The sequence below is a fragment of the Rhizobium sp. L9 genome, from assembly GCF_002531885.1.
Lineage (GTDB): Bacteria > Pseudomonadota > Alphaproteobacteria > Rhizobiales > Rhizobiaceae > Rhizobium.
On the sequence record NZ_NWSZ01000031.1, the window covers coordinates 13690 to 35051 of the forward strand.

Below are 21362 nucleotides of genomic sequence, written 5' to 3' on the forward strand. Positions count from 1 at the left end.
GCAAGACTTCATGTGAACCTGAGGGCGCGCCGCCGGTAAAGGTTTCACGTGAATCACTTGCCGATGCAAAACTCCGAGAAGATCACGTCGAGCAGCTGTTCGACGTCCACCCGCCCGGTAATTCGTCCCAGGTATTCAGCCGCAAGCCGAAGCTGTTCGGTGCGCAGTTCAAGGTCTGCGTCAATCTCCGAGATTGCCGCGTCGAGTGCTGCCAAACATTTCGTCAGCGAATCCTTATGCCGCTGCCGGCTGGGGATGGCCAGAGACAGACCACTGAAACGCTCGGCGACAATGCGGCCAATCAGCTGGCGCAACTCCGACAGACCGTCACCGGTCAACGTCGAAATCTGCAGGTCATAGCGATCCGAGCCAGTCTCAACGAGATCCTTCTTCGTTCCGACAGTAACATGGGGCAAAGTCTGCTCCAAGTCGCCGGGAATCGTCGGATTGCTCATGTCGACCAACAGCAGCGCAAGATCGGCATCACGAAGCGCAACACGCGCGCGCCGCACGCCCTCCATTTCCACCCGGTCGTCCGCCTGGCGCAGACCGGCGGTGTCATAGAGTTTGACAAGATAGCCGTCAATATCGAGATCGACCTGCAGCACATCGCGGGTCGTTCCGGCAATGTCGGTAACGATCGCAACGTCACGCCGGGCCAAGGCGTTCAACAGGCTTGATTTTCCGGCATTCGGAGCGCCCGCGATTACCACTTTAAAGCCGTCCCTGATGATTTCGCCCGCCGAGGCCGATTTGAGATGAAGGCCGATATCGTCGCGAAGCACCTTCATATCGGCCCACACCATGTCCGAGACGGAGCCTGGAACGTCGTCTTCGTCGGGAAAATCGAGCTCCGCCTCGATCAGGGCCCGAGCCCGGGTTAATCGTTCCGCCCACGAATCGTAAATCGCCGAGACGCCGCCGGCGCTCTGCTCCACGGCAAGACGGCGCTGCATCTCGGTTTCGGCGCCGATCAGATCGGCGAGACCCTCAACCTCGACAAGATCAAGCTTGCCGTTTTCGAAGGCCCGCCGCGAAAACTCGCCTTCATGGGCCATGCGAACACCTGGAATACCGCCAAGTTCGGAGAACAATGCCGCCAACACGGCCTTACTGCCGTGGATCTGCAATTCGGCCACATCGTCGCCGGTGAAAGAATGCGGGGCGGGAAAAAACAGCACTAGGCCATTGTCGATCGGTTCGTTGTTACGAGTCCGAATCGTTCGGTAGGACGCCGCTCGGCCAGCCGGTACGGGTCCAGCCAGCCGGATCAATATATCTCTGGTCAGCGGACCGCTGATGCGGACGACCGAAACACCCGAGGGCGGAGGACCGCTCGAAAGCGCATAGATTGTATCATTCAACATGGCCATGCGTCCGGTTTTTCTGTTCGAGTCCGAATCGAGTCCCTTAAACAAAAAGCTGGCGACATCGAGACGATGCGCCAGCTCTCATCAGCGGAATCCGGCTAAGGATCAGGTGTTCATCGAGTCGAAGAAGTCCGAATTGTTCTTCGTCTGTTTGAGTTTGTCGATCAGGAATTCGATCGCGTCGGTAGTGCCCATCGGCGCGAGAATACGACGCAGAACGAAGATCTTCTGCAGATCCTGGCGCGGAACCAGAAGGTCTTCCTTACGCGTGCCGGACTTCAGAATATCCATCGCCGGGAAGATGCGCTTGTCGGCAACCTTGCGGTCAAGAACGATTTCGGAGTTGCCGGTACCCTTGAACTCTTCAAAGATGACTTCGTCCATGCGGCTGCCGGTATCGATCAACGCAGTCGCGATGATCGTCAGCGAACCGCCTTCCTCGATATTGCGCGCGGCGCCGAAGAAGCGCTTCGGCCGCTGCAGCGCGTTGGCGTCCACGCCGCCCGTCAGAACCTTGCCGGAGGAGGGAACGACCGTGTTATAGGCGCGGCCAAGGCGTGTAATCGAATCGAGCAGGATGACGACGTCGCGCCCGTGCTCGACCAGACGCTTTGCTTTTTCGATGACCATTTCGGCCACCTGGACGTGACGCACTGCCGGCTCGTCGAAGGTCGAGGAGATAACCTCGCCGCGGACCGAGCGCTGCATGTCGGTCACTTCCTCGGGACGCTCGTCGATCAGAAGAACGATGAGATAACATTCCGGATGGTTGGCCGTGATCGAATGGGCGATGTTCTGGAGAAGCACGGTCTTACCGGTGCGCGGAGGCGCGACGATCAGTCCGCGCTGGCCCTTGCCGAGCGGCGCCACCAAGTCGATCACGCGCGGCGACAGATCCTTGGAGGTCGGGATCTCGAGCTCCATCTTGAAGCGCTCGTTCGGGTAGAGCGGCGTCAGGTTGTCGAAATGAACCTTATGACGAATCTTTTCCGGATCGTCGAAATTTATGGTGTTGACCTTGAGCAGCGCGAAATAACGCTCGCCTTCCTTTGGCCCGCGGATCGGTCCCTCGACCGTGTCGCCGGTTTTCAGCGAGAAACGGCGGATCTGTGACGGCGAGATGTAGATGTCGTCGGGACCGGGCAGGTAGTTTGCATTCGCCGAACGCAGGAAGCCGAAGCCATCCTGCAGCACCTCGACGACCCCTTCGCCGATGATTTCCACATCCTGGCTGGCAAGCATTTTGAGGATCGCAAACATCAGCTCCTGCTTGCGCATCGTGCTTGCATTCTCGACCTCGAGCGATTCGGCGAAAGCCAGAAGATCCGTCGGGGATTTGCTCTTAAGTTCCTGAAGCTTCATTTCAGCCATGAAGTGACCAATACTCTTTTCAATTTCGAAGGGGAAAGGCGATGTTGGGTCGTATTCGGTACTGCGAAAGGGGCTCGCAGACGACTGAAATCTACACACATGCCACGTAGATGAGATGCGCGGAAAATAGCGACTCGTTATCGCCGCCGCAAGGGGGCTGCTTAAAATGAAGCAAATTTAACCTGAGGGAGGATTTCTCGTCAGAACGGCTTCACCACGACGAGGATCACGATCGCGATCATCAGCAAAGTCGGCGCCTCGTTCATGAACCTCCAGTAGCGCGCGGAACGGTGATTTTCGTCCCGCTCGAAGGCGCGCACGGCGCTGCTGAAGAACATATGGATCCCGGTCAGCAGCACGACAAGCCCGATTTTTGCATGCAGCCAGCCGCCCTGGAACCCGTAGACCGACCAGGCGAGATATAGACCGAAGATCCAGGTCAGCATCATCGCCGGCGTCATGATGATGCGAAGCAGCCGGCGCTCCATTACCTTGAAGGTTTCCGACTGCACCGAGCCTGGTTCGGCGTCGGTATGGTAGATGAACAACCGCGGCATATAGAACAGTCCTGCCATCCAGGAGATGACCGCGATGATATGAAGCGCCTTGATCCAGAGATAGAGATTGTCGGGATTCCAGGCGAACAGCCCAACCGCGATCAGCGCGAAGAAGACCAGCGCAAAATGCGCGCGGCGCCGCGCGTAAGCGCCGGCTCTACGGTCCGTCTGTTTTTCCATTGTCACGTCTGGGCCATCCGTGAACCCCGCACGCGTTCAACCAGCAAACGCACATGTTCAGGGTCGGCCTGCGGCGTGATGCCATGGCCGAGATTGAAGATAAGCGGCCCATTGCCGAGATGATTCAGAATATCGTCGATACCCTCTTCCAGCGCCCGGCCGCCGGCAACGACGCGCATCGGGTCGAGATTGCCCTGAACCGGACCATCCTTCTGAAGTTCGGCCGCAAAGGCCAATGGGATCGACCAGTCGAGACCGATCGCATCCGCTCCGGTCTTCTGACGATAGGTTTTCAACTGGTAGCCCGCACCCTTGGCGAAGGCGATGATGCGCGCCTGCGGCCGCCGCGCCTTGATCGAGGCAATCATCCGTGCAACCGGCTTGACAGCGAAGGCGTCGAACTCTTTCTCACCGAGAACACCCGCCCAGGAATCGAAAATCTGCACGGCATCGGCGCCGGCATCGATCTGCGCCACGAGATAATCGGCCGAAACGTCGGCAAGCAGCATCAGCAGCTGCTCGAAGGCGCGGGGATGTTTATAGGCGAAGAGACGGGCAGGGGCCTGATCCGGGGTGCCATGGCCGGCGATCATATAGGTCGCAACCGTCCAAGGCGCGCCACAGAAACCGAGCAGAGTCGTCTCTTCAGGCAATTCCTCCCGCAACCGCCGTACCGTTTCCAGCACCGGTCTGAGGTAATCGACAACCTCGTCGCCATTCAATCTGCCGATGCCTGCTTCATCGATCGGATCCATTTCCGGTCCATGGCCTTCAGTGAAACGAACATTCCGCTTCATCGCGTCGGGAATGACGAGGATGTCGGAAAACAGGATCGCTGCATCAAAGCCATAGCGGCGGATCGGCTGCAATGTCACTTCGACGGCGTGATCGGGCGTGTAGCAGAGATCGAGGAAGCTTCCGGCCTTTGCCCGGGTCTCCCTATATTCCGGCAGATAGCGTCCTGCCTGTCTCATCAGCCAGAGAGGAGGAGGAAAAACGCTTTCGCCGTCGAGAACCCTCATGATCTTTCGCCGCCTATCGCTCAAGCGCGTCTTCCCTATAAAAAATCAAAGATATTTTAAAAGGTTTCTATTTCTTAGAGTCGGTGTCTATCAAGGATTAAAATCCATCCACCGCCGATGCCATTTGTCGCGCGTTCGACGAGGAACTCGAAAGAATTTCTCCATTCCTGTAAAATTCTGGGGAGAATCGGAATCCGAAAGCGATTCCAAATCCTTGCCAGAGGACGATTTTTTCGTGCCTGTGGATAGATTGTGGGCCGCTGGACGACAAGTCGATTTCATCCCCAGCCTCCACAGAAGCGGCCGAAACCGGTCCGGAAAATTCGAAATGTGGATAAGCAGGCATGTTTTCCCTTGCCCGAGACAGCCTCGCCGCCTTAGCTCTCCATCATCCAGTCTTTTCAACAGGCAGCGGAAAATAACGTGGAGAACAGAACGAACTTCTTTCATCTGCACCTGATTTCTGACTCGACCGGAGAGACTCTCATCTCCGCCGGTCGCGCCGCTTCGGCGCAGTTCAGATCCGCCCAGCCGATCGAACATGTCTATCCGCTGATCCGCAATCGCAAACAGCTGCTGCCGGTTCTGCAGGCGATCGATGATGCGCCGGGGATCGTGCTCTACACCATTGTCGACCGCGATCTGGCGAACCTGATCGACGAACGCTGCGTCGAGATGGGTGTCGCCTCGGTCAATGTGCTGGAGCCGGTCATGAATGCGTTCCAGATCTATCTGGGCGCCCCGTCTCGCCGCCGGGTCGGGGCCCAGCATGTGATGAATGCTGGCTACTTCGCCCGCATCGAGGCGTTGAACTTCACCATGGATCATGACGACGGCCAGATGCCGGATGATTACAACGACGCGGATGTTGTCATCATCGGCATCAGCCGGACATCGAAGACGCCGACCAGCATCTATCTCGCCAATCGCGGCATCAAGACGGCGAACATCCCGATCGTCTATGGCGTGCCCTTGCCGGAGAGCCTGCTCGTGGCGACAAAACCGCTGATCGTCTGCCTGATCGCCACCACCGACCGCATTTCCCAGGTCCGGGAAAATCGGGTGCTCGGGACGACGCAAGGTTTCGACCGCGAGCACTACACCGATCGAGCCACGATCTCGGAAGAGCTGAAATATGCCCGCTCCCTCTGCGCCCGCCACGGATGGCCGCTGATCGACGTTACGCGCCGCTCAATCGAGGAAACGGCGGCCGCCATTGTTGCCCTCCGCCCGAAGCTGCGTTAAGCGCTGACAAAAAGCCGGGAGTGGGAGAAACCATGACACCGAAACTCATCCTTGCATCGTCGAGCCCTTTTCGGCGGATGCTGATGGAAAATGCCGGTCTCTCCTTTGAGGCACATCCCGCGGAGATCGACGAAAGGGCGGTTGAGGCGCCGCTCGAAAAAGCCGGTGCGAAGCCGGACACCGTCGCCTGCATCCTGGCCAAGGCTAAAGCCGAAGATGTCAGCGCCCGTTTCCCCGAGGCTCTCGTCATCGGTTCGGATCAGACGATGTCGCTCGGCGACCGCGTTTTTCACAAACCGAAGGACATGGCCGACGCCGCGAACCACCTTCGCGCTCTGTCGGCCACCACCCACCGGCTGAACAGCGCCATCGCGATCGTCCGCGACGGCGCCGTCTTGTGGGAGCATATCGGCCATGCCGAACTGACAATGCGATCCTTGACGGAAGATTTCATCGCCAGGCACCTGGCGCGGGTGGGCAAACGGGCGCTTTCCAGCGTCGGCGCCTATCAGCTGGAAGGTGAGGGCGTTCAACTCTTCGAGAAGATCGAGGGTGACTATTTCACCATACTCGGGCTGCCGATGCTTCCGCTCCTGGGAAAATTGCGAGAATTCGGGGCGATCGATGGATGATTCACGTGAAACACTGGGGCCGAATGCATTTGTCACGGGCTTTCCCATCAAGCATTCGCGCTCACCGCTGATACATGGATACTGGCTGAAGACGCTTGGCCTCCCGGGCAGCTACCGCGCCCACGAGGTGACACCCGATGCCTTTCCCGATTTTATTGCCTCGCTGAAGGACGGCAGCTCCGGCTTTATTGGAGGCAATGTCACCATCCCCCACAAGGAACTTGCCTTCCGGCTCGCCGACAAGCCGGACGATCTGGCGCATGAACTCGGCGCCTCGAATACGCTCTGGTTGGAGGATGGTCTCCTGCATGCCACCAATACCGACGGCAGCGGCTTCACCGCCAATCTCGACGAACGCCATTCCGGCTGGGACCGTCATGATACGGCCGTGGTCTTCGGTGCCGGCGGCGCGAGTCGGGCGATCATCCAAGCCGTCCGCGACCGTGGCTTCAGGGAAATCCACGTCGTCAACCGCACCGTCGAACGTGCGCGAGAGCTGGCCGATCGCTTCGGTCCGAGAGTTCGAGCCCATCCGGTGGGCGCGCTTGCCGAAGTCATGCATGGCGCTGGCCTCTTCATCAACACGACCTCGCTCGGCATGGATGGCGAAGCGGCGCCGTCGATCGATTTTGCGCCGCTCGCAACGGATGCCGTCGTCACCGATATCGTCTACATCCCCTTGAAGACACCGATCCTGAGACAGGCAGAAGAGCAGGGACTGTCGGTCGTCGACGGTCTCGGCATGCTGCTGCACCAGGCTGTTCCCGGTTTCGAAAAATGGTTCGGCAAGCGTCCGGTCGTCGACGCGGCGTTGCGCGCTTTGATTATCGCCGACATGGAAGTCCATTGATGCTGAAGATCGGACTCACCGGCTCAATCGGAATGGGAAAATCGACGGTCGGCAAACTCTTCGCCGAGGCCGGAATCCCCTTGAATGACTCCGACGCCGTGGTCCATGATCTCTACGCCGGCGAGGCAGCACCGCTTGTGGATGCCGCTTTCCCCGGCACGATGAAGGATGGAGCGGTTGACCGGCAGGAGCTGGGCCGCCAGCTCGCGCTCGATCCCGAAGGCTTCAAGCGCCTCGAAGCGATCGTCCATCCGCTGGTGCGCAAACGGGAAACGGAATTTCTGGAGCGACAGCAGGCAGCCGGCGCCGAAATGGTCCTGCTCGATATTCCGCTGCTCTTCGAAACCGGCGCCTGGGAGAGAGTGGACGTCATCGTTGTCGTCAGCACCGATCCACAGATTCAGCGTCAGAGGGTGCTTGCGCGCGATGACATGACGGAAGAAAAATTCGATATGATTCTCTCTCGCCAAACGCCTGATGCGGAAAAACGGCGCCGCGCCGATTATCTGGTCGACACCAGCCACAGCATTGCGGAGACCAGGGCGCGGGTACTTGAGATCGTCGCCGAGCTGAAAATGCGGATTGCCAATGGAGATTTCCGGAATGCGTGAGATCATCTTCGATACGGAAACCACCGGCCTCGACAACCGCGCCGACCGTATCATCGAAATCGGCGGCATCGAGCTCTTCAACCATTTTCCGACCGGCAACACGCTGCATATCTACATCAATCCGGGAGACCAGAAGGTTCATCCGGATGCACTTGCGGTGCACGGCATCACCGATGAATTCCTGAAGGACAAGAAGCCTTTCGCCGAGGTGGCCGAGGAAATCCTCGCCTTCTTCGGCGACGGCAAATGGATCGCCCATAACGCCACTTTCGATATGGGCTTCATCAACGCTGAATTCGCGCGGCTCGGTTTGCCGCCGATCTTGCCCGACAAAGTGGTCGATACGCTGTCGATGGCGCGGCGCAAGCACCCGATGGGACCGAATTCGCTCGACGCGCTCTGCCGGCGTTACGGCATCGACAACTCGCACCGTACCAAACACGGCGCGCTGCTCGACTCCGAACTATTGGCCGAAGTCTATATCGAGATGATCGGCGGCAGACAGGCTGCGTTCGGCCTGAGCATATCGGGTCAACCCGGCCAGGCGGCCCGCGGTGAAATGGCGACGGAAGATGATATGGCGTTTGCCGCGGCGCTCGAACGCCCTCGTCCGCTTGGCTCCCGGCTCAGCCAGTCCGAAGCGCAGGCGCATGAGGCGCTGGTCGCCAAGCTCGGCGAAAAGGGCATCTGGGCGAAATACGCCCGCCCGAATTGAAAATGCCCGGGACCGGCCCGGGCATCCGCATGTCAGAATCCAAAGATTCGATCAGTTCGGAACGGCCTGAACCTTGGCGCGGGCCTGTTCTTCGGCAACGCGCTGAGCGAACATCTGCGTGAAGTCGATCGGATCGATCATCAGCGGCGGGAAACCGCCGTTACGGGTCACGTCGGCGATGATCTGCCGGGCGAAGGGGAAGAGCATGCGCGGGCACTCGATGAAGAGCACCGGCAGCATGTGCTCCTGCGGGAAACCGGCAACGCGGAAGACGCCACCATAGACGAGCTCCGTATGGAACACCGTCTTGTCGCCATCCTTGGCTTCGGCATTCAGCGACAGCACGACATCGAAATCCGTGTCGGAAAGCGGATTGGCGTTGACGTTCACATTGATGTTGATCGTTGGCGCCTTGTCGCGGGCCTGCAGCGAACGCGGCGCACCCGGATTTTCGAATGAGAGGTCCTTGGTATATTGCGCAAGGATCGAAAGGGTCGGGTTGGTCGCACCGTTGCTGTTGTTATCGTCTGCCATTGGCTTTTCCTCGAAGGGCATGGGAATGGTGCCGCCATCTAACATTTCGGGGAGGGGCTTACAACCCTGGGCGCAAGCCGCATCCGACACCGGCGAAGCCTCAGTCCCCGAGATGTTTGCCGGACCATGGCGAGTTGCGATCCGGCTCCCTATGATAGTCCTCCTCGTCGAGATCGACCACCTTCGAATTTGAATTGCGATCGCGGAAGTCGGGTTTCGCGCCAGCGGAAAAGCCGCTTGTGGCGTTGACGACGACGAAGCGTTTGGCGATCGACCGCCAGAGGAGATCGCGCACCGGCGAAATGAGAATGAGGATGGCGATGATATCCGTGAGGAAACCGGGAATGATCAGCAGCAGCGCGGCAATCACCGTCATTGCCGGCTTCAGCAGATCACGTCCGGGCATCACGCCGTTCCGCCCTTCGCTCGACATCCGGCGCAGGATGCCGATTCCCTGCCGGCGCAGCAGGACCACGCCGAAGATGAAGCTCGCCACGACGAGCGCAAGCGTCAGCGCCAGGCCGATTGCGCGACCGACAATGACGAAGCCGGCAATTTCGCCAAGCGGCAGCAACAGAATGAAAGCCGGCAGAATTGAAAAACGCATGGTCGTCATGTCCCGGCCTTTGCCGGTCTCCTCGTGGCGCCGGCGAAGATGCCAGCCATCATTTGAATCATCTGTATAGGCGGACTATATGGGAGTACAAATCAGAGATGTTAACGGCGGTTGCGACTGGATATGAGTTCGAACGACTTCATCACATTATTCTTCCTGGTGGCGGCGGTGCTGATCTTCTTTCAGCTCCGCTCCGTGCTCGGGCGCCGCACAGGAAATGAGAAGCCGCCCCGCGATCTCTATAGGCCAAGGGATGCTGCTCCGGCTGAGGCTGCCGACGCCGGCAAGGTCGTGACGCTGCCGCGCCGTGATGCGACGGCCGAGGACGATGAGCGCTTCTCTGCCATCGACGCCTTTGCCGCGCCGGGGACCCCGCTCAACGAATCGCTGCGCGCCCTGAATAAGGCCGATTCCTCCTTCAGCCCGAAGGAGTTTCTGAACGGTGCCCGCATGGCCTACGAAATGATCGTCATGGCCTATGCCGATGGCGATCGCAAAACCCTTAAGAACCTTTTGTCCCGTGAGGTTTATGACGGATTCGAGGTGGCGATTGCCGAGCGCGAAGCCCGCGGCGAAAAGGTCAAGTCCACCTTCGTCGGCATCGACAAGGCCGAAATCACCCATGCCGAGACGAAGGGCAGCGAAGCGCAGATCACCGTGCGCATCGTCAGCCAGCTGATCTCGGCGACTTACGACAAGGCTGACGTCCTGATCGAGGGCGACGCCGAAAACGTCGCCGAGGTCAACGATCTCTGGACCTTCGCCCGCGACACCCGCTCGCGTGATCCGAACTGGAAACTTGTGGCGACCGAATCGGAACATGAGTGATCAGGCATCGGACTTCGTCCTGCAGGCCATCAGCTTCGATAATTTGGAAGGCTGGAAGGATGATGATCCCTCCGGCCTTTTTGAAGTGATGGGGCGCTGCCGCCGGCAGATCACCGACGTAAAGCCCTACCGTACTGGCTCGCTCGGCCTGAGCGCCGAGGACCTGCTTCTCCTTCTGCTGGACGCTGAAAATTTTACGCCGTCGTCGCCGGCAGCGGCGCGCGCCTTTTTCGAGACGCGTTGCCGGCCATTTCTGATCCGCCGCAAGGACGGCAAGTCCGGTTTCGTCACCGCCTTTTACGAGCCTGAGGTCGAGGTATCGGATCGGCAAAACGAGCTCTTCCGTTTTCCCTTCTACAGCCGCCCGAACGATCTGGTCGATCTCGATGACGGCAATCGCCCGGCCGAACTGGATGGATCCTATGTTTTCGGCCGCTTGCATGATGATGGCCGCATTGGCGCTTATCCGGATCGCCGCGAGATCGATCAGGGCTTTCTCGCCGGTCGCGGCCTTGAAATCGCCTGGGCGAAATCGAAGGTTGATGTCTTCTTCGTGCATGTGCAGGGCGCTGCGCGCCTGCGTTATCGCGACGGGCGTATCGGCCGCATCACTTACGCGGCAAAGGCAGGGCATCCCTTCTCGGCGATCGGCAAGCTCTTGATCGACCGCGGTGAGATCGACCGCGCCGAGATTTCCATGCAGTCGATCCGCGCCTGGCTGGCCCGCAATCCCGAGCGGGTGGACGAGGTGCTATGGCACAACCGCTCCTATATTTTCTTCCGGGAAGCGGCGGTTGCCGATCCTGAGGCGGGTCCGATTGCCGCCGCCAAGGTGCCGCTTCTCGCCGGGCGCTCGCTCGCGGTCGACCGGCTGATCCATACCTTCGGTTTCACCATTTTCATCCGCGCCGACAGCCTCACCCATCTTAATCACGGCCGCCCGTTCCGTCGGCTGATGCTGGCGCTCGACACCGGCTCGGCGATCGTCGGGCCGGCGCGCGGCGATATCTTCACCGGTTCGGGGGACTTGGCCGGAGAGCGCGCCGGCACCGTCCGCAACGACGCCGATTTCGTCATCCTCATTCCCAAAGCCGCCGCCGGACGTTTCGACTGATGGCCAGGGATCGCAAGCTCAGCGCCGATGAGAGGATCCTGTGGGGCAAGGTGGCCCGCAGCACGCGGCCGATGCCCGGAAAAGCGAACGAGTTGACCGAGCTTGACGCCTTTCTGGCCGAAGCGGAAGCGGCGGCAGAACGGCAGACAGCCGAAAAGCAGACCTCCGTTGCGCCGACGGCAGCACAGCCGGCCCCACCGTCGACGCCGCGACAGCCGGCGAAGGCGCACCATCCGCTGGAAAGACCGGTCAAGCGCAAAATCGCCAAAGGCCGGCTGGCGCTCGAGGCGCGCATCGACCTGCATGGCCTGGTGCAGAGCGAGGCCCATGTCATCCTGCTCGATTTTTTAATCCGCGCCCATGAACGCGGCATGCGCCATGTGCTTGTCATCACCGGCAAGGGCAGCTCGCTGGGCAGCGAAGGTGCGTTGAAAAGAGCGGTTCCCCTGTGGTTCTCGAAGCCGGAATTCCGCTACCTGATCTCCTCCTATGAGCCAGCCGCACAGCATCATGGCGGTGAGGGAGCGCTCTATATCCGGCTGTCGCGGCGGCATGGGGAAAAGCCATGACACCCTTTGGAGAGGCGGTTCGCAGGCTGAGGGCGCGAAAGGGCGTCTCGCAGAAGGAGATGGCGCAAGCACTGAACGTCTCCCCCGCCTATCTCTCGGCGCTCGAACATGGCAAGCGCGGCCTGCCGACATTCGACCTGCTGCAGCGCATCGCAGGCTACTTCAACATCATCTGGGACGAGGCCGAGGAACTGTTCCTGCTTGCCCGCTCCTCCGACCCTCGCGTCGTCATCGACACCTCGGGCCTGCCGCCGGAATATACCGAACTCGCCAACCGGCTGGCCCGGCGGATCCGCGACCTTGACAGCGCCGAGATCGCCCGGTTATCGGCTGTTCTCGAAAATGGCGGCAAAGGTGACGGAAAAGCGTCATAATCCCCTGTTTTATGGCTTGTTCAGGGGACTTGCCATTGGGAACCGGGCTCAAAAAACCTATATACAAGAGTGAAGAAAGCCGGTGATTCGCAGGGCGCGCCGCCGCTTTACGGCAACAGGGAAAATCTCGACAGAATGAGCGATACATCCGCGACGGAAAACGGCGTAAGCACCGAATATGGCGCAGATTCCATCAAGGTCCTGAAGGGCCTCGATGCCGTGCGCAAGCGCCCCGGCATGTATATCGGCGATACCGACGACGGCTCCGGCCTGCATCACATGGTCTATGAGGTCGTCGACAACGCGATCGACGAAGCGCTGGCCGGCCATGCCGACATCGTTACCGTCACCCTCAACCCGGATGGTTCTGTTACGGTCACCGATAACGGCCGCGGCATCCCGACCGACATCCATAGCGGCGAAGGCGTGTCAGCAGCCGAAGTCATCATGACGCAGCTGCATGCCGGCGGCAAATTCGACCAGAATTCCTACAAGGTCTCAGGCGGTCTGCATGGCGTCGGCGTTTCCGTCGTCAACGCCCTCTCTGTCTGGCTGAAGCTGAAGATCCGCCGCCATGGCAAGATCCATGAAATGAGCTTCACCCATGGCGTGGCCGACGCACCGCTGAAGGTCACCGGCGATGCCCCTGATTCGACCGGCACGGAAGTGAGCTTCATGCCGAGCAGCGAAACCTTCACCATGACTGAATTCGATTACGGTACGCTGGAGCACCGCCTGCGCGAACTCGCCTTCCTGAATTCGGGCGTGCGCATCCTTTTGAGCGACAAGCGTCATTCCGATATCAAGCAGGAAGAAATGCGCTATGACGGCGGCCTCGAAGCCTTCGTCGCCTATCTCGACCGCGCCAAGAAGCCGCTCGTCGACAAGCCCGTTGCCATCCGCGGCGAGAAGGACGGCATCACCGTCGAAGTGGCGATGTGGTGGAACGACAGCTATCACGAGAACGTGCTCTGCTTCACCAATAACATTCCCCAGCGTGACGGGGGCACCCATATGGCCGGCTTCCGCGCGGCCTTGACCCGTCAGGTGGTTTCCTATGCCGACAATTCCGGCATCACCAAAAAGGAAAAAGTGACGCTGCAGGGCGAAGACTGCCGCGAAGGCCTGACCGCGGTGCTGTCGGTCAAGGTGCCCGATCCGAAATTCTCGTCGCAGACGAAGGACAAGCTCGTTTCCTCGGAAGTCCGTCCTGTCGTCGAAAGCCTCGTTAATGAGGCGCTGAACACCTGGTTCGAGGAGCATCCGAGCGAAGCCAAGATCCTTGTCGGCAAGGTCGTCGAGGCGGCAGCCGCGCGCGAAGCGGCCCGCAAGGCCCGTGAATTGACCCGCCGCAAGGGTGCGCTCGATATTGCCTCACTACCGGGCAAGCTCGCCGACTGCTCCGAACGCGATCCGGCCAAATCCGAAGTCTTCCTGGTCGAGGGCGATTCCGCCGGCGGGTCGGCCAAGCAGGGCCGGTCGCGCGAAAACCAGGCGATCCTGCCGCTGCGCGGCAAGATCCTGAATGTGGAACGGGCCCGTTTCGACAAGATGCTGTCGAGCCAGGAAATCGGCACGCTGATCACCGCGCTCGGCACCGGCATCGGCAAGGACGAGTTCAACGCCGAAAAGCTGCGATATCACAAGATCATCATCATGACGGACGCCGATGTCGACGGCGCCCACATCCGCACCCTGCTGCTCACCTTCTTCTTCCGGCAGATGCCGGAACTGATCGAGCGCGGCCATCTCTACATCGCTCAGCCGCCGCTCTATAAGGTCGCGCGCGGCAAGTCGGTGCAGTATCTGAAGGATGAGAAGGCGCTCGAGGAGTATCTCATCGCCCAAGGTCTGGAGGATGCCGCGTTGAGACTCGGCAGCGGCGAGGTCCGCACCGGACAGGACCTGCGCGAGGTCATCCTCGATGCGCTGCGTATGCGCGCTCTGCTCGACAATCTCCATTCGCGCTACAATCGCGCCGTCGTCGAACAGGCGGCGATCGCCGGCGCGCTCAATGCCGAACTCGTCAGCGATCAGGCGAGAGCGCAGGCATTGGCGAGCGAGGTCGCAAGCCGTCTCGACATCATTGCCGAAGAGACCGAACGCGGCTGGCAGGGCGACCTGGCGAGCGATGGCGGCCTGCGCCTGGAGCGCATGGTTCGCGGCGTCAAGGAAGTGGTGGTGCTCGACATGGCGCTGATCGGCTCCTCCGATGCCCGCCACATCGACCAGCTGACCGCGCGTCTCAAGGAAATCTATCAGACGCCGCCGTCGCTGCACCGGCGCGAAGGCGACATTGAGATTTCAGGGCCGCGCGCCCTGCTCGATGCGATCTTTGCCAGCGGTCGCAAGGGTCTGACCATGCAGCGCTACAAGGGTCTCGGTGAGATGAATGCCGAACAGCTCTGGGAAACGACGCTCGATCCGAATGTCCGTTCGCTGCTGCAGGTCAAGGTTGCCGATGCCACCGATGCCGACGGCCTCTTCGCTCGGCTGATGGGGGATGAAGTCGAGCCCCGGCGCGAATTCATCCAGGACAACGCGCTCAGCGTCGCCAATCTCGACATCTGATCGAGTGCCTTCAATAAAAGCCCCGCCGTCGCAAGACGGCGGGGCTTTTGCTTGTTCTGTCGCTCAGTTGGCTAGGAAATGGCCGTTAAAGGCAAGGTCGGAGAGCGGCTTGCGCTGGCTCGGGAATTCGCGCGCCTGATTGCGTTCGGAAAGAACGCTCTTGTCGGCCAGACGGCCGACGGCAACGCCCGCTTCGATCCGGTAACCCTCGGGGATATCGAAGGTTTTTCTGATTTCCTCATGTTTGATGCCGCCCATGCCATGGGCATAGAAGCCGGAAAGGCGCGCTTGCAGGGCCAGGTATCCCCAGGCTGCACCGGCGTCGAAGGAATGGGTGTAGCTCGGCTTTTCCTCGCCGGATCCGGCAACGCCGGTGAAGCTGCGTGAGACGACGAAGATCAATGCCGATGCGTTCTTCGCCCATTCCTGATTGGCGTCGACGAGCAGTGTGACGAATTTCTCCCAGTGCTCCGAGCCCTTGAGGGCATAGGTGAAGCGCCAAGGCTGCTGGTTGGAAGAGGAGGGCGCCCAATGGGCGGCTTCGAGCAGGCTGAGCAGCTGTGCCTCATCGATGACTTCGCCGGTAAAGGCGCGAGGCGACCAGCGGTCGAGAAACATCGGATCGATCGGATATTGGGATTCGCGGTTATTGCTCTGCGTCATGCTTGTTCCAGGGTTGGGGCATAAAAATCGTTGAGGTCAATCGGTCCAGACGATGTCGAGTTCCTCGCGGAAGGCGAAACGCTTCAGATGATCGTCGATCACCCCCTGCATCCTTGCCTGTTGGTCGGGATCGGCAACGGAAAGCGTCATGGTGAGCGCCGCATCGTCGGCGGCGAATATCACCTCGGCGCTTTCGCTGAACGGCACCCGGCCCTTATGCGAATCGAAATCGACGCTGAACTTGTGGCTCCAGTGCTTGCAGAGCTGCTGCAGGTAGCGGCTCGCATGTTCGGTGCCTACGACGGCCTTGGAGAGGTGCATGTCGAACTCCATCTCATGTTGGACTGAGGCCAAAGTCATATTTCCTGCTTCGCCGTCTTGGCAAGCGCAGCGTCGTCGCAGCTGGGTGAACGGACAGTCTCTATGAGGATCGGCCCTGAGCGCGCGCCAAAGCGAAAAAACCAATCGATCTCTGTCCCGTCGACAGACGGGTTGAAAATCGATGGTTTCAACGACCGCGTCTATCCCGCCCTCAAATGGGGCCTATCGCGCCGGTTTTGCCAGCAAGCAGATCGCCGATGAGAAAGCCTTCGCCGATGTCTTCGATTGGATCGAGCCGCAATTCGAAAACTGGTCTTACCTCTTCGCGGAACACCGGCTTTCGGACTATGCCGATCTAAGCGCCTTCTGCTGGCTCACACTGCACTGGCCGGATATCGCTGAGACAATGGGTCTCGACCATATCAAGCGAGGCTACTATTCGGTTGAAAGCCTGAACTTGACGAAAATCGTTCCTGCCGGTCCAGATCTCTCCGAAATTTTCTAGGAACGCCGTACCGCTTCCGGGCAAAGCCGTAATGACACCGATGAATAATTCGTTCATAGGTGGTCGCACATTCGATTTCGATGAGGAGGCATTCCATGAAGCTGATGCGTGTTGGCGAAGCAGGTCGAGAAAAGCCGGCGCTTCTCGATGCGGATGGCAAGATCCGCGATCTTTCGGCGCATATCGCCGATATCGCTGGCGAGGCAATATCGCCGTCCGGCCTTGCAAGGATCGCGGCGCTCGATCCGAAGAGCCTTCCGGAACTTGCCCCCGGCCGTATCGGCGCCTGCGTCGCCGGCACGGGCAAATTCATCTGCATCGGCCTCAATTTCTCCGACCATGCCGCCGAAACCGGAGCCACCGTGCCGCCGGAGCCGGTCATCTTCATGAAGGCGACGTCGGCCATCGTCGGCCCGAACGACACCGTTCTGATCCCGCGCGGTTCCGAAAAAACCGACTGGGAAGTCGAGCTCGGCGTCGTCATCGGCAAGACGGCGAAATATGTCAGCGAAGCCGAGGCGCTCGACTATGTCGCCGGTTACTGTGTGTCGCACGATGTTTCCGAACGCGCCTTCCAGACCGAGCGCGCCGGCCAATGGACCAAAGGCAAGTCCTGCGACACCTTCGGCCCGATCGGCCCTTGGCTGGTCACCAAGGATGAAATCGCCGATCCGCAGAATCTCGGTATGTGGCTTAAGGTCAACGGTCAGACGATGCAGAATGGTTCCTCCAAGACCATGGTCTATGGCGTCGCGCACATCGTTTCCTATCTCAGCCAATTCATGTCGCTGCATCCTGGCGACGTCATCTCGACGGGGACGCCGCCCGGCGTCGGAATGGGCATGAAGCCGCCGCGCTTCCTCAGGAATGGCGATGTCGTCGAGCTCGGCATCGAAGGGCTCGGCAGCCAGAAGCAGAGCTTTGTTGCGGATCGTTAACGACGCTACCTCAGCTGAACCTTAAACTTTCGGTTCTATGGTGATGCCAGAGATCAACTCTCTGGCATTTCCTGTGCAGGTCTGGGACGTCCATGTTGCTGTGCAACAAAAACCTGTTAGTCTGCGTTACGTGCCAGCGTGCGGAAAGAGCTCGACGTCTATCACCCGACGTCATCTTTTCGATAGAGAAAGGCAGCGCCTTCTATGTTCTATCAGCTTTATGAATTGAATCATGCCGCCATGGCGCCGTTTCGCGCCGCGGCTGACATCATGCGGTTTGCCTATGCCAATCCGCTGAACCCGTTCGCCCAGACGCCGTTCGGCCGCACGATGGCGGCAAGCCTCGAAATGTTCGAGCGTACGACGCGCCGCTACGGGAAACCGGAGTTCGGACTGAAGCAGACGGTGATCGGCGATCAGACGGTTTCCGTTCGTGAAGAGATCGTCTGGTCGCGGTCCTTCTGCAACCTCCTTCATTTCTCGCGCAACGTCCCGCCTGGCCGCGCCAGCGATCCGCGCATCCTGATCGTTGCGCCGATGTCCGGCCACTATGCGACGCTGCTGCGCGGTACCGTCGAGGCATTGCTGCCGAGCGCCGATGTCTACATCACCGACTGGATCGACGCCCGCATGGTGCCGATGACGGAAGGCAGCTTCGATTTCGACGATTACGTCGACTACGTCATCGAGATGCTGCATTTCCTCGGTCACGACACGCATGTGATCGCCGTCTGTCAGCCGTCGGTGCCGGTGCTGGTCGCAGCCGCGGTGATGGAGGAAGCCCAGGATCCGCTGTCGCCGTCATCGATGACGCTGATGGGCGGCCCGATCGACACGCGCATCAATCCGACGGCGGTCAACAAGCTCGCCCAGGAGCGGTCGCTGCAGTGGTTTTCCGACAATGTCATCATGAACGTGCCCTGGCCGCAGCCGGGCTTCATGCGGCCTGTCTATCCCGGTTTCCTGCAGTTGTCGGGCTTCATGTCGATGAACCTCGACCGGCACCTCGTCGCCCACAAGGAGTTCTTCATGCATCTCGTGAAGAACGATGGCGAACCGGAAAAACATCGCGATTTCTATGACGAATATCTCGCCGTCATGGATCTGACCGCCGAGTTCTACCTGCAGACGGTCGAACAGGTCTTCATGAAGCATTCGCTGCCGAAGGGCGAATTGATGCACCGAGGCAAGCGGGTCGATCCGGCGGCGATCCGCAGGGTCGCGCTCCTGACCGTCGAGGGCGAGAATGACGACATTTCAGGCGTCGGCCAGACCAGGGCGGCGCAGACCATCTGCGTCAACATCCCCGAAGACATGCGCATGCATTATCTCCAGCCGGATGTCGGCCACTACGGCGTTTTCAACGGCTCGCGATTCCGTCGCGAGATCGCGCCGCGCATCGTCAATTTTGTCCGCCAGCATTCCCGCACCGCCGTCAAGCCGCAGGTGCCGCGCGTCATCAAGGGCGGTCGCACCGCCTGATTTAGCGACAGCTGAATTAGGGAAGTGGATTCAAGGCCTTGTTCGATTTGGCAGGCAATCGTCTTGAAGGCGGTTCTTGCGGTAACCACATCGATTTCCAGCGTTCGGCATCTTGCCGGCCGCGGAAAGCGAGGATACCGCACGATGAACCAGTCAGCATTGCTTCGACCGGATTGGACTCCGGCTACCATTGCCCTGATGATTCTCGGCTTCATGGTTTTCTGGCCTCTGGGTCTGGCCATGCTAGCCTACATCATTTTCGGCGATCGTCTGCGCGGCTTCAAGCGCGACGTCAATCAGGCGACCGACGGCTTCTTTGCCTCCTGCCGCCGTTCGCATGGCCGCCACCGCCCGCATTTTTCGACCGGCAACGTCGCATTCGACGACTGGCGTAAGGCCGAGCTCGACCGGATCGAGGAAGAGCGCCGCAAGCTCGACGAAATGCGCGAGGAATTCGACGAGTATCTGCGTGAACTCCGCCGCGCTAAGGACCAGGAAGAGTTCGACCGCTTCATGCGTGACCGCAAAAACGCCAAGCGCGACGATAACGGCCCGGTCGCAGAGTTCCAGACGCCGTGAAGGCTTAAAGCATGTCGCGCAGGAGTGTGAAGCGCTTTTGCGGCAACGACATGCGTAAACGAAGACCTAAAGCGCAAGGAGCGAATCTGAAAGATCGCGACGCGCTTCAGGCGATGAAATGGTGACCGGCATCTCACCGATGCCGGTTTTTCCATGTCCGCCAGCCTCGCAAATCGTTTAGGATTCACCGGCGAATCGTATAGAAAATCACCATGTTTCCGCTTCTGAAGACACGGCCAAAGGCGCGAAAGCCGGCTCCGCCCGAGACGCGGACGCTCGACGTCGCCGGCCGGCTCATGCCGCTGACCATCAAGCAGCACGATCAGGCAACCCGTATCACGCTTCGCATCGAGCCAGGTGGGCGGGCTCTGAGGATGACGGTACCAAGAGGCCTTGCGGCGCGTGAGGTCAACGCTTTCCTCGATCGGCACCAGGGATGGCTGCTCACCAAGCTCGCCAAGTTTTCGATCGATACCGGCTTAAGCGACGGCGGGAAGATCCTCCTGCGCGGCGTTTCCCATCGCATCGAGCACACAGGCAGTCTGCGCGGCTTGACGGAGGCGGTCGCTGTGGATGGCAGCCCTGTGCTGCGCGTCAGCGGCCTGCCCGAGCATGTCGGACGGCGCATTTCGGCCTTCCTCAAGAAGGAGGCGCGCGCCGATCTCGAGAGGCTGGCGACGATGCATGCGGCAACGATCCGGGCACCGATCCGCTCGATCTCGATGAAAGATACCCGCAGCCGCTGGGGCTCTTGCTCGTCGGAGGGAAATTTGAGTTTCTCCTGGCGTATCGTCATGGCGCCGCCTTCGGTGATCGATTATCTGGCCGCTCACGAAGTCGCCCATCTCAAGGAGATGAACCACGGCCCCCGCTTCTGGGCACTTTGCAAGAAGCTTTGCCCCGGCATGGAGGAAGCGAAATTGTGGCTGAAGCGGCACGGCAGCCAGCTGCACGCCATCGATTTCGATTAGACCCAAGCCCCGCTAAATACAGCTTTCCATGCAAATTGGCTCGACTCTTGCAGCATTTCGTGTCACTTCGCTGCCATGAAACCCGATATCAAGATCTGTGGCTTGAAGACGCCCGAAGCGATTGATCGCGCGTTGAAACGCGGCGCGACCCATATCGGTTTTATCTTCTTCGAAAAGAGCCCGCGTTACATCGAGCCGGATGTGGCGGCAAAGCTTGCCGAACCGGCGCGTGGCAGGGCGAAGATCGTCGCCGTCGTCGTCGATCCCACAAATGACGATCTGGACGAAATCGTGTCGCTGCTGAAGCCTGACATGCTGCAGCTCCATGGCAACGAGAGTCCCGAACATGTGCTGACCATCAAGGCGCTCTATGGTCTGCCTGTGATGAAAGTCTTTTCCGTGCGTACGGCCGACGATCTCAAGCGCGTCGAAGCCTATATCGGCATCGCCGACCGTTTCCTCTTCGATGCGAAAGCGCCGAAGGGTTCGGAACTGCCTGGCGGCAACGGGATTTCCTTCGACTGGAGCCTTCTCGGCTGGCTCGACGGCAGCATCGACTACATGCTGTCCGGCGGGCTGAACAAGGACAATGTCGCGGATGCGCTTGTGAAGACAAAGGCACATGGTATCGACGTTTCCTCGGGTGTCGAAACCGAGCCCGGCGTCAAGAGCGTCGCGTTGATCGATGAATTTTTCGATGCGGTCGAAGAGGCGGATAAGTCCGTCGTGGCCTCAGGGAGTTGA

At 59.8% G+C, this 21362-nt stretch carries 23 protein-coding genes and 1 pseudogene; 16 read left to right on the forward strand and 8 right to left on the reverse strand.

All coding sequences use genetic code 11. The annotated features are described in order from the left end of the window. Nucleotides 1-53: 53 nt before the first annotated feature. From mnmE to hemE, 4 genes are all read right to left on the reverse strand, one after another. Nucleotides 54-1373, reverse strand: coding sequence for a tRNA uridine-5-carboxymethylaminomethyl(34) synthesis GTPase MnmE (mnmE, locus tag CO660_RS26800; protein WP_097601306.1), 1320 nt, complete (start codon nt 1371-1373; stop codon nt 54-56). A 102-nt stretch (nt 1374-1475) separates the two neighbouring features. Continuing rightward, complete coding sequence (gene rho / locus CO660_RS26805) at nt 1476-2741, reverse strand: transcription termination factor Rho (protein WP_003589536.1); 1266 nt, start codon at nt 2739-2741, stop codon at nt 1476-1478. Between the two features lie 200 nt (nt 2742-2941). Then, nucleotides 2942-3478: a protoporphyrinogen oxidase HemJ gene (hemJ, locus tag CO660_RS26810; protein WP_097601307.1), complete on the reverse strand. Its 537-nt coding sequence runs from the start codon at nt 3476-3478 to the stop codon at nt 2942-2944. A gap of 2 nt (nt 3479-3480) precedes the next feature. Next, on the reverse strand, nt 3481-4524 hold the full coding sequence (hemE, locus tag CO660_RS26815) for a uroporphyrinogen decarboxylase (protein WP_097601308.1): 1044 nt from the start codon (nt 4522-4524) through the stop codon (nt 3481-3483). Nucleotides 4525-4923: 399 nt separating this feature from the next. Between hemE and CO660_RS26820 the strand changes: the two genes are divergently transcribed. Genes CO660_RS26820 through dnaQ form a run of 5 tightly spaced genes read left to right on the forward strand, consistent with a single transcriptional unit; the run spans nt 4924 to nt 8553 of the window. Beyond that, on the forward strand, nt 4924-5745 hold the full coding sequence (locus tag CO660_RS26820) for a pyruvate, water dikinase regulatory protein (RefSeq protein WP_085776422.1): 822 nt from the start codon (nt 4924-4926) through the stop codon (nt 5743-5745). 32 nt (nt 5746-5777) lie between these two features. Further along, nucleotides 5778-6377 (forward strand): Maf-like protein, encoded by a 600-nt coding sequence (locus tag CO660_RS26825; protein ID WP_097601309.1) that lies wholly within the window; start codon nt 5778-5780, stop codon nt 6375-6377. Next, on the forward strand, nt 6370-7227 hold the full coding sequence (locus CO660_RS26830) for a shikimate dehydrogenase (protein ID WP_097601310.1): 858 nt from the start codon (nt 6370-6372) through the stop codon (nt 7225-7227). The genes CO660_RS26825 and CO660_RS26830 overlap by 8 nt, the downstream gene beginning before the upstream one ends. Beyond that, the gene (gene coaE, locus CO660_RS26835) at nt 7227-7838 is read left to right on the forward strand and encodes a dephospho-CoA kinase (protein ID WP_097601311.1); all 612 of its coding nucleotides are present in this window, start codon (nt 7227-7229) and stop codon (nt 7836-7838) included. The genes CO660_RS26830 and coaE overlap by 1 nt, the downstream gene beginning before the upstream one ends. Then, nucleotides 7831-8553 (forward strand): DNA polymerase III subunit epsilon, encoded by a 723-nt coding sequence (dnaQ, locus tag CO660_RS26840; protein WP_097601312.1) that lies wholly within the window; start codon nt 7831-7833, stop codon nt 8551-8553. Before coaE ends, dnaQ begins: the two co-directional genes overlap by 8 nt. 51 nt (nt 8554-8604) lie before the next feature. Here the strand turns inward: dnaQ and secB are convergent, their stop codons facing one another. Then, complete coding sequence (secB, locus tag CO660_RS26845) at nt 8605-9087, reverse strand: protein-export chaperone SecB (RefSeq protein WP_011423412.1); 483 nt, start codon at nt 9085-9087, stop codon at nt 8605-8607. A gap of 100 nt (nt 9088-9187) precedes the next feature. Further along, complete coding sequence (locus CO660_RS26850) at nt 9188-9694, reverse strand: FxsA family protein (RefSeq protein ID WP_097601346.1); 507 nt, start codon at nt 9692-9694, stop codon at nt 9188-9190. A gap of 132 nt (nt 9695-9826) precedes the next feature. Between CO660_RS26850 and CO660_RS26855 the strand changes: the two genes are divergently transcribed. From CO660_RS26855 to gyrB, 5 genes are all read left to right on the forward strand, one after another. Further along, entirely contained in the window at nt 9827-10531 is a 705-nt protein-coding gene (locus CO660_RS26855) for a Tim44/TimA family putative adaptor protein (RefSeq protein ID WP_097601313.1), read from the forward strand. Next, nucleotides 10524-11645: a murein transglycosylase A gene (locus CO660_RS26860; protein ID WP_097601314.1), complete on the forward strand. Its 1122-nt coding sequence runs from the start codon at nt 10524-10526 to the stop codon at nt 11643-11645. Before CO660_RS26855 ends, CO660_RS26860 begins: the two co-directional genes overlap by 8 nt. Then, nucleotides 11645-12214, forward strand: a complete 570-nt coding sequence (locus tag CO660_RS26865; protein ID WP_097601315.1) for a Smr/MutS family protein — start codon at nt 11645-11647, stop codon at nt 12212-12214. The genes CO660_RS26860 and CO660_RS26865 overlap by 1 nt, the downstream gene beginning before the upstream one ends. Continuing rightward, a complete protein-coding gene (locus tag CO660_RS26870) occupies nt 12211-12588 on the forward strand; it encodes a helix-turn-helix domain-containing protein (RefSeq protein WP_085776430.1) in 378 nt (125 codons plus the stop codon). Before CO660_RS26865 ends, CO660_RS26870 begins: the two co-directional genes overlap by 4 nt. 135 nt (nt 12589-12723) lie before the next feature. Next, nucleotides 12724-15159, forward strand: coding sequence for a DNA topoisomerase (ATP-hydrolyzing) subunit B (gene gyrB, locus CO660_RS26875; protein ID WP_097601347.1), 2436 nt, complete (start codon nt 12724-12726; stop codon nt 15157-15159). Nucleotides 15160-15222: 63 nt separating this feature from the next. Here the strand turns inward: gyrB and CO660_RS26880 are convergent, their stop codons facing one another. Then, the gene (locus CO660_RS26880) at nt 15223-15822 is read right to left on the reverse strand and encodes a nitroreductase family protein (protein ID WP_097601316.1); all 600 of its coding nucleotides are present in this window, start codon (nt 15820-15822) and stop codon (nt 15223-15225) included. Nucleotides 15823-15858: 36 nt separating this feature from the next. After that, nucleotides 15859-16143: a DUF2218 domain-containing protein gene (locus tag CO660_RS26885; RefSeq protein ID WP_097601348.1), complete on the reverse strand. Its 285-nt coding sequence runs from the start codon at nt 16141-16143 to the stop codon at nt 15859-15861. A gap of 131 nt (nt 16144-16274) precedes the next feature. On the opposite strand from CO660_RS26885, the pseudogene CO660_RS26890 reads away from it, so the two are divergent. The 6 genes and pseudogenes from CO660_RS26890 to CO660_RS26915 all read left to right on the forward strand — a co-directional run. After that, nucleotides 16275-16648 (forward strand): annotated as a pseudogene (locus CO660_RS26890) (glutathione S-transferase family protein); the annotation flags it as partial. 95 nt (nt 16649-16743) lie between these two features. Then, complete coding sequence (locus tag CO660_RS26895) at nt 16744-17586, forward strand: fumarylacetoacetate hydrolase family protein (RefSeq protein ID WP_097601317.1); 843 nt, start codon at nt 16744-16746, stop codon at nt 17584-17586. Between the two features lie 204 nt (nt 17587-17790). After that, nucleotides 17791-19068 (forward strand): polyhydroxyalkanoate depolymerase, encoded by a 1278-nt coding sequence (gene phaZ, locus CO660_RS26900; RefSeq protein ID WP_097601318.1) that lies wholly within the window; start codon nt 17791-17793, stop codon nt 19066-19068. A gap of 144 nt (nt 19069-19212) precedes the next feature. Beyond that, complete coding sequence (locus CO660_RS26905; RefSeq protein ID WP_064800136.1) at nt 19213-19647, forward strand: DUF2852 domain-containing protein; 435 nt, start codon at nt 19213-19215, stop codon at nt 19645-19647. 212 nt (nt 19648-19859) lie between these two features. Then, a complete protein-coding gene (locus CO660_RS26910) occupies nt 19860-20618 on the forward strand; it encodes a SprT family zinc-dependent metalloprotease (protein WP_085776434.1) in 759 nt (252 codons plus the stop codon). A gap of 75 nt (nt 20619-20693) precedes the next feature. Next, nucleotides 20694-21362 carry a phosphoribosylanthranilate isomerase gene (locus CO660_RS26915; protein ID WP_097601319.1) on the forward strand — a complete coding sequence of 223 codons (669 nt, stop codon included), beginning with the start codon at nt 20694-20696 and terminating at the stop codon, nt 21360-21362.

What these genes read in the sequence shown, in the direction of transcription:
- CO660_RS26850 (WP_097601346.1), bottom strand. Translation starts at nt 9,694, where the DNA reads ATGCGTTTTTCAATTCTGCCGGCTTTCATTCTGTTGCTGCCGCTTGGC.
- phaZ (WP_097601318.1), top strand. Translation starts at nt 17,791, where the DNA reads ATGTTCTATCAGCTTTATGAATTGAATCATGCCGCCATGGCGCCGTTT.
- secB (WP_011423412.1), bottom strand. Translation starts at nt 9,087, where the DNA reads ATGGCAGACGATAACAACAGCAACGGTGCGACCAACCCGACCCTTTCG.
- coaE (WP_097601311.1), top strand. Translation starts at nt 7,227, where the DNA reads ATGCTGAAGATCGGACTCACCGGCTCAATCGGAATGGGAAAATCGACG.
- CO660_RS26905 (WP_064800136.1), top strand. Translation starts at nt 19,213, where the DNA reads ATGAACCAGTCAGCATTGCTTCGACCGGATTGGACTCCGGCTACCATT.
- CO660_RS26915 (WP_097601319.1), top strand. Translation starts at nt 20,694, where the DNA reads ATGAAACCCGATATCAAGATCTGTGGCTTGAAGACGCCCGAAGCGATT.
- hemJ (WP_097601307.1), bottom strand. Translation starts at nt 3,478, where the DNA reads ATGGAAAAACAGACGGACCGTAGAGCCGGCGCTTACGCGCGGCGCCGC.
- rho (WP_003589536.1), bottom strand. Translation starts at nt 2,741, where the DNA reads ATGGCTGAAATGAAGCTTCAGGAACTTAAGAGCAAATCCCCGACGGAT.
- CO660_RS26830 (WP_097601310.1), top strand. Translation starts at nt 6,370, where the DNA reads ATGGATGATTCACGTGAAACACTGGGGCCGAATGCATTTGTCACGGGC.
- CO660_RS26910 (WP_085776434.1), top strand. Translation starts at nt 19,860, where the DNA reads ATGTTTCCGCTTCTGAAGACACGGCCAAAGGCGCGAAAGCCGGCTCCG.
- CO660_RS26870 (WP_085776430.1), top strand. Translation starts at nt 12,211, where the DNA reads ATGACACCCTTTGGAGAGGCGGTTCGCAGGCTGAGGGCGCGAAAGGGC.
- gyrB (WP_097601347.1), top strand. Translation starts at nt 12,724, where the DNA reads ATGAGCGATACATCCGCGACGGAAAACGGCGTAAGCACCGAATATGGC.
- CO660_RS26825 (WP_097601309.1), top strand. Translation starts at nt 5,778, where the DNA reads ATGACACCGAAACTCATCCTTGCATCGTCGAGCCCTTTTCGGCGGATG.
- mnmE (WP_097601306.1), bottom strand. Translation starts at nt 1,373, where the DNA reads ATGGCCATGTTGAATGATACAATCTATGCGCTTTCGAGCGGTCCTCCG.
- CO660_RS26895 (WP_097601317.1), top strand. Translation starts at nt 16,744, where the DNA reads ATGAAGCTGATGCGTGTTGGCGAAGCAGGTCGAGAAAAGCCGGCGCTT.
- CO660_RS26885 (WP_097601348.1), bottom strand. Translation starts at nt 16,143, where the DNA reads ATGCACCTCTCCAAGGCCGTCGTAGGCACCGAACATGCGAGCCGCTAC.
- CO660_RS26855 (WP_097601313.1), top strand. Translation starts at nt 9,827, where the DNA reads ATGAGTTCGAACGACTTCATCACATTATTCTTCCTGGTGGCGGCGGTG.
- CO660_RS26880 (WP_097601316.1), bottom strand. Translation starts at nt 15,822, where the DNA reads ATGACGCAGAGCAATAACCGCGAATCCCAATATCCGATCGATCCGATG.
- CO660_RS26865 (WP_097601315.1), top strand. Translation starts at nt 11,645, where the DNA reads ATGGCCAGGGATCGCAAGCTCAGCGCCGATGAGAGGATCCTGTGGGGC.
- CO660_RS26860 (WP_097601314.1), top strand. Translation starts at nt 10,524, where the DNA reads ATGAGTGATCAGGCATCGGACTTCGTCCTGCAGGCCATCAGCTTCGAT.
- dnaQ (WP_097601312.1), top strand. Translation starts at nt 7,831, where the DNA reads ATGCGTGAGATCATCTTCGATACGGAAACCACCGGCCTCGACAACCGC.